The organism is Alishewanella aestuarii B11 (genome assembly GCF_000280055.1).
Lineage (GTDB): Bacteria > Pseudomonadota > Gammaproteobacteria > Enterobacterales > Alteromonadaceae > Alishewanella > Alishewanella aestuarii.
The window spans coordinates 1-11,417 of record NZ_ALAB01000013.1 but is presented as its reverse complement, the minus strand read 5'-3'; the positions used below and the strand labels follow the sequence as shown (position 1 = coordinate 11,417).

Sequence of the window (11,417 nt, the reverse complement as noted above, 5' to 3'; positions counted from 1 at the left end):
GGGTCGGTCCGGTACCATTTTTAAGCAGAAAGTGCTGTGGATAAAGTGGTCAGACCCTGATTATCCTGAGAGCCAGGGTCTGCTGTGAATAATTAGCCTCTACCTTCTCGGGTTGGGGTTTTGCCGGTTGACTGCCGCTGTGTGCTATTGCCTCTACCCGTCTGACCTTTAGTCGCAGTCGGTTTTTTGGCCGGCTCTGCCCGGTTGGGTTTTGCGCTGGGTTCAGTTTTTTTAGCGGGCGTTTTTTCGGCAATTTGATGCTTACGCACGGCCCGTTTCATGCTAGCCAGGCGGCGACGCCGCTCAGTGCGATCTTCCGGTTTTACCAGCGTGGCCACTTCATCTTTTAACCCGACCAGGTTACGCAGATAGTTGACTTCAGCAAGGGGATATTCGGTATAACCACCAGCAGGTAAGTGCTTAGGCAACAACAGATCACCATAGCGTACCCGGATCAGCCGGCTAACGACCGCGCCCTGAGATTCCCACATCCGGCGTACCTCACGGTTACGGCCTTCAGTAAGCACCACATGGAACCAGCGGTTAATCCCCTCGCCCGGCAGCGCTTTAATGCGTTTAAAGTTAGCTTTACCGTCTTCCAGTTCCACCCCGGTGCGCAGACGCTGGATCATGGCATCGTTAATCTCACCGAAAACCCGCACCGCATATTCGCGCTCGACTTCAAATTTAGGGTGCATCAGGCGGTTAGCCAGCTCACCGTCAGTGGTGAACAACAGTAAACCTGAGGTATTGATATCCAACCGGCCGATGGCAATCCAACGTGCGCCCTTGATATTGGGTAAGCGCGAGAATACCGTGGGCCGCCCTTCCGGATCGGTACGCGAACAAATCTCGCCCTCGGGCTTGTGATAAGCCAGTACCCGGCAGACTTGCTGCTCTTCGCTTGCCACCTGCACCGGATGACCATCAACGCGGATCGCCTGAGTCGGGGTAACCCGATCACCCAGGCTAGCCGGTTTACCATCCACGGTCACGCGGCCACGGCTGATATAGTCTTCCATTTCGCGGCGCGAACCGATGCCGGCCCGGGCCAAAACTTTCTGTAATTTTTCACTCATTAGTGGAGCTCTCCTGTCATCCCGACGGTGGTTAATAATTCCGCTTCTGCCGGCTGCAAGGCTGCAAACTCGGCTAATGGCGGTAATTGATTTAAATGGCGTAAGCCAAAGTAATCTAAAAAGGCCTCAGTAGTGGCATAAAGCCCGGGCCGACCCGGTACTTCTTTGTGGCCGACCACCTTTACCCAGCCGCGCTCGGTCAGGGTGCGCATAATCTGGCTACTGACCGATACGCCGCGAATTTGCTCAATTTCACCGCGGGTAATGGGCTGGCGATAAGCAATTAAGGCTAGCGTTTCCAGCACCGCACGCGAATAACGCGGTGAACGCTCGGGCCAGAGTCTGGCCAGCGGTTCGCTTAATTCAGGGCGGGTTTGAAACCGGTAGCCACTGGCCGTTTCCATCAATTGGATGCCACGGGCACTGTAATCGTCCTGCAGTTGTTTCAGACATTGTAGCAGCCGCTTCGCGCTGACGTTAAAGCCCTCCAGCACTGTGGCTTGCAATTCGGCGCGGCTAAGGGGCTTTTCGGCAGCAAAGATCGCAGCTTCGACAAGTTGCAGTAATTGAATATCGTTAATTTTCTGCGCCATTATGCCTCACTTAGCGCCAGTTTGACATGAATTTGTGCATAAGGCGCCACCTGGATCAGCTCTACCAGCTTTTCTTTGGTTAGCTCCAGGATCGCTAAAAAGGTCACTACCACGCCTTCCCGGCCTTCAGTTAAGTCAAAGCATTCAGCAAACTCCAGATAACCCTGCCGCTGCTGCAGTAAATCCAGAATACGGCTCATCCGCTCCCGGGTCGACAAATGTTCACGCTGAATATGATGATGCGCCAGCGCCTTGCTACGCTTGACTATGTCATTTAAGGCACTGATCAGCTCCGTAAAATCCACATCCGGTAAAATCAATAAAGGGCTGAAGTTATCAGCCAGGCTGGCCTTAGCAGTAAAATAGTCGCGCTCATCGCGCGGTAAGGCATCCAGATCGGTCGCTGCTTGTTTAAAGATTTCATATTCCTGTAAGCGGCGCACCAGCTCGGCGCGTGGGTCGTGCTCATCGTCTTCCAGGTTAGTGATTTTCGGCAACAGCAGGCGCGATTTAATTTCCGCCAGCATGGCGGCCATCACCAGATATTCGGCTGCCAGCTCGAAATTCAGCTCCTGCATCAGCTCAATATATTCCATATATTGCAGGGTAATTTCGTTTACCGGCAAATCGACCAAATCAAACTTATGTTTGCGAATTAAATACAGCAGAAAATCCAGCGGGCCTTCAAAGGTATCGAGCAGCACCTCCAGCGCATCTGGCGGGATATAGAGATCTTCCGGCCGCTCCAGTACCGCCTCACCGCGGACAAAGGCCAGCGGTAACGGTTGCTGTATCGTTAACGGCGGTAGCTGCTCAGCCATCTTAACTCGTTACTTATTCAAACGGCCGGCTATCGCCACGGCCCTGACGAATAATCTGCGGTGCGTCTTCCGATAAGTCGACCACTGTGGTTGGGTCCTCACCGATAATACCGCCATGCAGAATCAAATCGACCTGCCGCTCCAGCTGATGCCGCATCTCATCCGGATCACTCTCGGCAAATTCCTGACCGGGTAAAATTAAGCTGGTGGTCAATAACGGCTCGGCCAGCTCTTCCAAGAGCGCCAGCGCGATTTTATTTTCCGGAATGCGCAGGCCGATGGTCTTCTTCTTTTCATTTAACAGCCGACGAGGCACTTCTTTGGTACCGCGCAGAATAAAGGTGTAGGCACCGGGGGTGTTATTTTTAATCAGTCGAAAGGCGGTGTTTTCCACCTTGGCATATACCGATAATTCCGACAGATCGCGACACATCAGTGTAAAGTGGTGTTCACCGCTGACCTGACGGATTTGCATAATGCGATCCATAGCGGTTTTATCGCCCACATGACAGCCCAGCGCATACCCACTGTCGGTTGGGAAAATCACCACACCGCCTTTCTGGATAATTTGCACCGCTTGCTTTAACAGACGCTGCTGCGGGTTTTCCGGGTGAATATGAAAAAACTGGCTCATGTTGGTGTATCCATGCTGATAGTTGCTTCAGCGGACTTGGCCGCTGTACGGTTTAGTTCTGACTCTGGTTCTGCCTGGGGTTCTGCTTTGGATTCTGAGACTGCGCGTTTTGAGATCAGGCCCCAGCTGGCCCAAACGGGCGTGACGTCGTCTGGTAAATATAGATGCTTTCCAAGCTCATTCCAAGCTGTTGGTTGATGAAAATCCGAGCCGACAGAAGCAGTTAGCTGATGTTGCTGGCAAAGCGCCCATAGCTCGCGCCGCTGCACCGGCGTTTGTTGCGGGGAAATAATTTCCATCGCATCGCCGCCGGCTGCGGCGAAATCGGTGACCAGGCGCTTTAAATAGCGGCCGTTCAGGTTGTATTTTAATGGATGCGCCAGCACTGCCTGGCCGCCGGCATCATGGATCCATTGTACAGCACTGGCTAAATCGACCCAATTATTGGGTACATAGCCAGTTTTACCGCGCGCCAGGTACTTTTTGAATACCGCATTCATCGAATCGGCACGGCCGGTTTTCACCAGAAAGCGTGCAAAATGACTTCTGGTAATGGCGCCATCGCCAACCTCAGCCAACACCGCCTCTAATGCGCCTGGGATTTGTGCTTTTTCCAGCCGGCGGGCCATTTCCTCGGCCCGCTGCAGCCGCCGCTGTTGTTGTGACGCCAACCGCGCCAGGAACTGTGGGCAATCGGGGTTGATATTTAAACCGACAATATGAATTTCAAACTCATGCCAGGCGGTAGAAATTTCTACACCGTTAATCAGCGTTAGCGGTGCTTGAGTTTCTGTCAGCCAGGCCGCAGCCTGCGGCAAGGCACTCACCGTATCATGGTCGGTAATGGCCAGCACATCCAGGTTGCAGCTGATTGCACGCGCCAACAACTCAGCAACCGGCAACAGGCCGTCTGAGTGGTTGGTGTGGCTATGTAGATCTATTTTCATATCATCCTCTAATTAGGTAGCTATTGTCGCATAAACAGGCCATTCAAGGACAGTGAACCTTTTTCAGCATCCTGACGTATGCTGTACCATCAAATTAATGGAGCAACGATGATGTTTGGCTGGTTAAAATCCGATCCGGTAAAAAAACTACGCAAGGCCTACGATCAAAAACTCGAACAGGCGATGTACGCCCAGCGCAATGGCGATATGCGTTTATTTGCCGACCTGACGGCAGAAAGCGAGGAGCTTTGGCAGAAAATTGAGCAGTTGCAGCAACAACAAGCTGCCAACCAATAGAGCCGTCCAGACTTTTATACGTTTTTCTTTCTTGTTTTTGTGATTAAGGGCTTGACGCCAAGCCCGATTCGCGGTTTTATGTAGACGTTCAAGAATAAGGTAGTTAAAGCCAATGCAATTTCTAACAACGTTTTCACTGATCAACTGGTGGTGGCACATTCCCAACGGGCGTGTGTAGGCGTTGTATTCGCTTTAGAAACCCAGGCCCGTTTCCCCCGAAACGGGCTTTTTTTTGGGCGCAGTTTTGGGGTTAGCCGGCGACAAACCAATAGCAACAGGTTAACCAACTAAAAATTAAGGAAAATTATTAAGATGATTTTCAGCCATATCACAGACACCCCAGGCGAGGTGGCCAGTATTGCGCTAACGTTGCCCTATCAGCGCGATGCCTTAGCGGCTTATGCCAGCCTGTGTCAGGCCGACCGCTGCTCACTGCTGCTGGAATCAGCCGAGATTGACAGCAAAAACAGTGTCAACAGCCTGATGCTAATTGATGCGGCGCTACGCATTGAATGTAACGGTCAGCTGGTAAGTATTACGGCGCTAAGCCGCAACGGCCTTACCCTGCTGCCCTTTTTAGCCGACCTGCTTAGCCCCATCGCCACCCTCACTTATCCACAGCACTCCGGTACCGGTCCGACCAGTAGTTATCCACAGCACTCCGGTACCGGTCAGACCACTGCAGCTGTTTTAGTCGCCGAGTTTGCACTACCCGATCCGCTATTGGATGAAGTCAGCCGTTTAACGCAGCCTAATCCGTTTAGTGCGCTACGTTTAATACAGCAGCAATTGCGCAGCCAGGGTGATGAACCCTTTGCTATCTTTTTAGGTGGCGTGATTGGCTATGATATGGTGGCCAATATCGAGCAGTTGCCCGAGGTGCCGGTAAAAGAAAATCAGTGCCCGGATTATCTGTTTTATCTGGCCGAAACTGCACTGGTGATTGACCATAAAGCGCAGCAAAGCCGCTTAGTGGGCAATGTATTTTGCGGCGAAGCGGCTCCTGCCAACTGCTTTGCCATTGGTAAACGGCTGGAGCAGTTAAAACAACAGCTACTGCATAGCCAGCCATTGGCTGTGGGGCAAGCCGCCAGCAGCAAAGAAATTGCGGTTGATATTAGCGATGCCGATTTTGAAACCCAGGTCGAAACGCTAAAGCAACATATTGTCGCCGGCGATATCTTTCAGGTGGTTCCGTCGCGCTGTTTCTCGCTGCCCTGCCCTAAGCCGCTGCAGGCTTACGCCAAGTTAAAACAGCTGAACCCCAGCCCCTATATGTTTTATCTGCAAGACCCTAAGTTTTGCCTGTTCGGCGCCTCACCGGAGTCGGCGCTGAAGTTTAATGCCGCCAGCCGCGAAGTGGAGATTTACCCCATCGCCGGCACCCGCCGCCGCGGTTTTGCCGCCGATGGCAGTATTGACCGCGATCTGGATAGCCGCATTGAGCTGGAGCTGCGCCAGGATGAAAAAGAAAAAGCCGAGCATTTAATGCTGGTGGATTTAGCCCGCAATGATGTGGCACGCATCAGCACGCCCGGCAGCCGTTACGTCAAAGAGTTACTAAAAGTCGACCGTTATTCCTATGTGATGCACCTGGTATCACGGGTGGTGGGTGAGCTAAAACCAGAGCTCGATGCGCTGCATGCGTATCAGGCCTGTATGAATATGGGCACCCTGGTAGGTGCGCCTAAGGTGAAGGCGGCTGAGCTTATTCGCGGTGTTGAGGGGAAAAAACGCGGCTCTTATGGCGGTGCTGTTGGTTATCTGGCCGGTAACGGCGATTTTGACAGCTGCATTGTGATCCGCTCAGCTTATGTCGCAGAGGGTATGGCTTATATTCAGGCCGGTGCCGGGGTGGTGTTTGACTCAGTGGCGAAGCTCGAAGCAGAAGAGACACGCAACAAAGCGCAAGCGGTGATTAACGCTATTCAGGCGGCGGGGTATTAAGATGAGCCAGAACCTTAATTGCACAGTGTATCTGCTGGATAATATCGATTCTTTTACTTACAACCTGGTGGATGAATTTGCACAGCTGGGCGTAAGCTTAAAGCTGTACCGCAATACTGTCCCGGCCGATTATATTTTTGAAAAAATGCAGCAGGAAAAAGGCCCGGTGCTGCTGGTGTTATCACCCGGCCCGGGGGCGCCAGCCGATGCTGGCTCAATGCCGGCGTTATTAAAGCGCTGCGCCGGGGTGTATCCGGTGCTAGGGATTTGCCTCGGGCATCAGGCTATCGTTGAACATTATGGCGGTGTGGTCGGCCGCGCCGGCGAAACCGTACACGGTAAAACCTCGGCGATTAGTCTGGCAGAGCATCCGGTGTTTAACGGTTTACCACGGCCTTTCCCGGTGGCACGTTATCACTCGCTAATGGCGACGACACTGCCAGAGCAGCTTACACAAATTGCCAATGAGCGACATATTCCGATGGCGGTGATTAACGAGACTGAGCGGATGCTGGGCTTTCAATTTCACCCTGAGTCGATTTTAACTACGCTTGGCAAGCCGCTGCTTAAGCAAAGTATCGAATATTTATTAAGGAGTTAAGAGCATGACAGATCTTAACAACACAGAGGCAGGGGTTTTACCGCTGGTGCAACAAGCGCTGACGGGTAAAGCACTTAGCCGCGAGCAAGCCGAGCAATTCTTTAGTGCTGTGGTAACCGGTCAGGTCGATCCACTGCATTTAACCGCCATGTTAGCCGCCTTGAAAGTACGCGGTGAAAGCAGCGCCGAAATTACCGGTGCAGCCAGTGCATTACTGCAAGCCGCCGCACCATTCCCGGCTACAACCAAACCGAGCATCGACTGCTGTGGTACCGGCGGTGATGGCAGCAATACCATTAACATCTCCAGTACTGCCGCCATCGTCGCTGCCAGTATGGGATTGCCGGTGACCAAACATGGCAACCGCAGTGTGTCATCACGTTCGGGCTCTGCTGACTTACTGGAGCATCTGGGGCTGAATATTCAACTAAGCCCTGAGCAAGCTGCCAGCATGCTGGCAGAATCACAATGTACCTTCTTATTTGCGCCCTTGTATCACAGCGGCATTAAGCATGCGATGCCGGTACGCAATGCGTTGAAAAGCAGAACTATTTTTAACTTGCTCGGGCCTTTAATTAACCCGGCGCGGCCTGCTTTTCAGCTACTTGGCGTCTACGATCCGGCGCTGTGCCGGGTGATGGCCGAAGCCTTACAGCAACTGGGTACTGAGCGCGCCTGGGTGGTGCATGGTAGCGGCTGTGACGAAGTGGCGCTGCATGGCAATACTTATGTCTGTGAGCTAAAAGACGGTGCACTGCGCGAATTTACGCTTACGCCGGAAGATTTTGGCCTGAATATGACTCCTCTTAGTGCCTTAGCTGGTGGCGAGCCGGAGCAAAATGCGGCAGCGACGCTGGCCATTTTGCAAGGCCGTGGCGAAGAGCCCCACAATCAGGCAGTAGCAGTAAATGTGGCGGCGATGCTAAAAATTGCCGGTTTAGGCCAGAATTTAAAAGTGAACACCCGAGCAGTACTGGAACAACTGGCCAGTGGTAAGGCGATGGCGACCTTGGAAAAAATGCAGGAGTTAAGCCGTGGCTGAACTGGTATTACACAATAAAACCATTACCGGGGTACTGGCGAAAATCGTCAGCCATAAGTTAACTGAAGTCTCGGCTATGGCTGAAACCCGGCCCTTGGAACACTTTATAGCCACTGTCAGCCCAACCAGCCGCGATTTTCTCGCAGCGTTACAACAACCTGGCGCCCGTTTTATTCTGGAGTGTAAAAAAGCCTCGCCGTCAAAAGGCTTAATTCGGGCGGATTTTGATCTTAGCGCTATTAGTCAGGTGTACAACCAATACGCCGACTGCATCTCGGTGCTGACCGACAGCGAGTTTTTTCAAGGCAGTTATCAGTATCTGGAGCAGATGCGCGCTTTATCTGACAAGCCGCTGCTGCATAAAGACTTTATCATTGATCCCTACCAGATCTATGCCGGGCGGGCTGCCGGTGCCGATGCGGTACTGTTAATGCTGTCGATTTTATCACCCCAGCAGTACCAGTTGTTAGCGGCCATTGCCGCCGAGCTGAATATGACGGTATTAACCGAAGTCAGTAACGAAGAAGAAACCTTACAGGCGGTGGAGCTTGGCGCCAAATTAATTGGGATCAATAACCGCAACCTGCGCGATCTGAGTACGGACTTAAACACCAGCTTTCGCCTGCGGCAGCTGATCCCAGCTGATCGCACTGTGGTATCGGAGTCCGGCATTTATCGTAATCAGCAGGTACGAGAGCTGCTGCAGATCGCTGATGCCTTTTTAGTCGGCAGCTCACTGATGGCTGAAGCCGATCTGGCAGCTGCCTGTCAGCGGCTGATTATCGGCGAGCATAAAGTCTGTGGTTTAACCCGGATGGAAGATGTTAAGGCGGTGGCCAACGCCGGCGCTTACTATGGCGGCTTAATTTTTGCCAAGGCGTCACCGCGATATGTGACACCGGAGCAGGCGCAACAGCTGGTACAGGCCGCTAAACTTCGCTTTGTTGGCGTTTTTGTCAATAGCCCACTAGCTGAAGTGGCCGGGCTGGCTAAGGCGCTACAGCTGGCGGCCGTGCAGCTCCATGGCGAAGAGGATGACGCTTACCTTGCTGCCCTGCGGCCGTTATTACCTGCCGGTTGTCAGATTTGGCAAGCCTATCGGGTGCAACAGCAGCTACCGGGGTTTAGCCCACAGGCCGATCGGATCTTGCTGGATAGTTTTCATGCCAGCCAGCATGGCGGCAGTGGCTTGAGTTTTGACTGGACACTGCTGTCAGCGCTTAACAGCGCACAAGCTATTATGTTAGCCGGCGGCCTTAAGCCGGATAACGTGGCGCAGGCGCTGGCCTTACCGGTGGCGGGGCTGGATTTAAACTCCGGATTAGAGAGTGCGCCGGGCATTAAAGATCACACTAAACTGGCGGCGGCCTTTAGCGCCATCCGTCATTTCGATTTTCAGAGCAAAACCAATACTAAGGGTGAGCAGAACTGATGAGTGAGTTAAAACTAAACCCCTATTTCGGCGAATATGGCGGCATGTTCGTGCCACAATTGCTGGTACCGGCGTTAAAGCAGCTGGAAGCCGCCTTTGTCGAAGCACAGCAGGATCCGGCCTTTCTAGCCGAGTTTCAGCAATTGCTAACCGAATATGCCGGCCGGCCAACGCCGCTGACGCTAACCCGTAACTTATCACCTAACCCGCTGGTTAAAATTTACTTAAAGCGTGAAGACCTGCTGCATGGTGGCGCTCATAAGACCAACCAGGTGTTAGGTCAGGCGCTGCTAACCAAACGCATGGGTAAAAAAGAAGTGATCGCCGAGACCGGTGCCGGCCAGCACGGTGTGGCCACAGCGCTGGCGTGTGCGCTGTTGGGCTTAAAATGCCGCATCTATATGGGTGCTAAAGATATTGAACGCCAGCAACCGAACGTGTTTCGGATGAAGCTGATGGGCGCGACCGTGATTCCGGTGACGGCAGGCTCCGGTACGCTAAAGGATGCCGTAAACGAAGCGATGCGCGACTGGTCAGCTACCTATGAAACCACCCACTATATGCTGGGTACCGCAGCAGGCCCACATCCGTTCCCCACTATTGTGCGTGACTTCCAACGGATGATTGGTGAAGAAGCCAAACAACAGATCTTAAAAGCCGAGGGCAAATTACCGGATGCGGTGATTGCCTGTGTCGGTGGTGGCTCTAATGCGATTGGCATTTTCGCTGACTTTATTGATGAAGCTGGTGTGAAACTGATTGGCGTCGAACCCGGTGGCATGGGTATTAACACCCATCAGCATGGCGCGGCGTTAAGTACCGGCAGCTATGGTATTTTGCACGGTGCCTATACTGCCATTATGCAAACCAGTGATGGTCAGATTGAAGAGTCGTATTCGATTTCGGCCGGTTTAGACTACCCGGCGGTCGGGCCACAACATACCTATCTGCAGCAAAGTGGTCGCGCGCAGTACGTGGCGATTAATGATGATGAAGCTTTGGCGGCGTTCCAACATCTGGCCAAAGCCGAAGGCATTATTCCGGCACTGGAAAGCTCGCATGCGGTAGCCCAGGCGTTAAAAATTGCTGCTGACGCCACAAAGCCAATGGTGTTACTGGTGAATTTATCCGGCCGTGGTGATAAAGATTTGGCCCACGTGCATAGCGTGTTAGCGGCGCAGCAGGGAGGAGTATAAGATGCAGCGTTATCAACAAATGTTTCAGCGGCTTAATAACGAAGGCCGCGGTGCCTTTGTACCCTTCGTGACCCTTGGTGATCCGAACCCGGCGCTGTCGTTTGAAATTTTAAAAGCCCTGGTCGATGGCGGCGCCGATGCGCTGGAGCTGGGTATTCCGTTCTCTGATCCTATTGCTGACGGCCCAACGATTCAAAATGCCAATATCCGGGCGCTGGCCGCTGGCGTGACACCGGCAGTCAGCTTTGAGCTGATTGAGAAAATCCGCGCCTATGCCCCAGCAGTACCTATTGGTTTATTACTGTATTCAAACCTGGTAATGGCTAAAGGCATTACTCAGTTTTACCAACAAGCGGCGGCTGCCGGCGTTGACTCAGTATTGATCGCTGATGTGCCGCTGCATGAGAGTAAGCTGTTCCGCCAGGCCGCGATGGCACAAAACATCGCGCCGATTTATATCGTGCCGCCAAATGTCGATGATGATGACTTACGCGCTATCGCCTCTTATGGCCGCGGCTATACCTATCTTTTAAGTCGCGCCGGCGTGACAGGTGCCGAAACCAAGGCTGCGATGCCAACCTCGGAGCTGATCGCGCGCATTCGTGCTTATAATCCGGCACCACCCCTGCTGGGTTTCGGGATCTCCGCGCCCGAGCAGGTAAAAGATGCGATCCAAAGTGGGGCTGCCGGGGCAATTAGCGGTTCGGCTATCGTCAAACTGATTGAACAACACCAACACGAGCCTGAGCTACTGCTCACTAAGCTTCGTGACTTTGTCAGCAAGATGAAAGCCGCCACCTGATTTGATCCGCACCACTTATCCACACC

12 protein-coding genes are annotated in these 11,417 nt (G+C 52.9%); 7 read left to right on the top strand and 5 right to left on the bottom strand.

The genetic code is table 11. From position 1 onward, the window contains the following. Nucleotides 1–92: 92 nt before the first annotated feature. From rluB to rnm, 5 genes are read right to left on the bottom strand one after another with little or no spacing between them, the layout of a single operon-like run. Entirely contained in the window at nucleotides 93–1,079 is a 987-nt protein-coding gene (rluB, locus tag AEST_RS06675; protein WP_008607952.1) for a 23S rRNA pseudouridine(2605) synthase RluB, read from the bottom strand. Further along, nucleotides 1,079–1,672, bottom strand: a complete 594-nt coding sequence (scpB, locus tag AEST_RS06670) for an SMC-Scp complex subunit ScpB (RefSeq protein ID WP_008607951.1) — start codon at nucleotides 1,670–1,672, stop codon at nucleotides 1,079–1,081. The genes rluB and scpB overlap by 1 nt, the downstream gene beginning before the upstream one ends. Continuing rightward, a complete protein-coding gene (locus tag AEST_RS06665) occupies nucleotides 1,672–2,493 on the bottom strand; it encodes a segregation and condensation protein A (RefSeq protein WP_008607950.1) in 822 nt (273 codons plus the stop codon). Before AEST_RS06665 ends, scpB begins: the two co-directional genes overlap by 1 nt. 13 nt (nucleotides 2,494–2,506) lie before the next feature. Continuing rightward, nucleotides 2,507–3,127: an L-threonylcarbamoyladenylate synthase gene (locus AEST_RS06660; RefSeq protein WP_008607949.1), complete on the bottom strand. Its 621-nt coding sequence runs from the start codon at nucleotides 3,125–3,127 to the stop codon at nucleotides 2,507–2,509. Next, nucleotides 3,124–4,074 (bottom strand): RNase RNM, encoded by a 951-nt coding sequence (gene rnm / locus AEST_RS06655; protein WP_008607948.1) that lies wholly within the window; start codon nucleotides 4,072–4,074, stop codon nucleotides 3,124–3,126. Before rnm ends, AEST_RS06660 begins: the two co-directional genes overlap by 4 nt. 111 nt (nucleotides 4,075–4,185) lie before the next feature. On the opposite strand from rnm, the gene AEST_RS06650 reads away from it, so the two are divergent. The 7 genes from AEST_RS06650 (at nucleotide 4,186) to trpA (ending at nucleotide 11,391) form a co-directional block, all read left to right on the top strand. Then, complete coding sequence (locus AEST_RS06650) at nucleotides 4,186–4,371, top strand: DUF6435 family protein (protein WP_039925224.1); 186 nt, start codon at nucleotides 4,186–4,188, stop codon at nucleotides 4,369–4,371. Between the two features lie 312 nt (nucleotides 4,372–4,683). Beyond that, the gene (locus AEST_RS06645) at nucleotides 4,684–6,318 is read left to right on the top strand and encodes an anthranilate synthase component 1 (RefSeq protein ID WP_008607946.1); all 1,635 of its coding nucleotides are present in this window, start codon (nucleotides 4,684–4,686) and stop codon (nucleotides 6,316–6,318) included. Between the two features lies 1 nt (nucleotide 6,319). Continuing rightward, a complete protein-coding gene (locus AEST_RS06640) occupies nucleotides 6,320–6,919 on the top strand; it encodes an aminodeoxychorismate/anthranilate synthase component II (RefSeq protein WP_008607945.1) in 600 nt (199 codons plus the stop codon). A gap of 4 nt (nucleotides 6,920–6,923) precedes the next feature. Next, the gene (trpD, locus tag AEST_RS06635) at nucleotides 6,924–7,961 is read left to right on the top strand and encodes an anthranilate phosphoribosyltransferase (protein ID WP_008607944.1); all 1,038 of its coding nucleotides are present in this window, start codon (nucleotides 6,924–6,926) and stop codon (nucleotides 7,959–7,961) included. Next, entirely contained in the window at nucleotides 7,954–9,393 is a 1,440-nt protein-coding gene (trpCF, locus tag AEST_RS06630; RefSeq protein ID WP_008607943.1) for a bifunctional indole-3-glycerol-phosphate synthase TrpC/phosphoribosylanthranilate isomerase TrpF, read from the top strand. The genes trpD and trpCF overlap by 8 nt, the downstream gene beginning before the upstream one ends. Beyond that, nucleotides 9,393–10,589, top strand: a complete 1,197-nt coding sequence (trpB, locus tag AEST_RS06625) for a tryptophan synthase subunit beta (RefSeq protein ID WP_008607942.1) — start codon at nucleotides 9,393–9,395, stop codon at nucleotides 10,587–10,589. The genes trpCF and trpB overlap by 1 nt, the downstream gene beginning before the upstream one ends. A gap of 1 nt (nucleotide 10,590) precedes the next feature. After that, entirely contained in the window at nucleotides 10,591–11,391 is an 801-nt protein-coding gene (gene trpA / locus AEST_RS06620; protein WP_008607940.1) for a tryptophan synthase subunit alpha, read from the top strand. The last annotated feature ends 26 nt before the right edge of the window (nucleotides 11,392–11,417 follow it).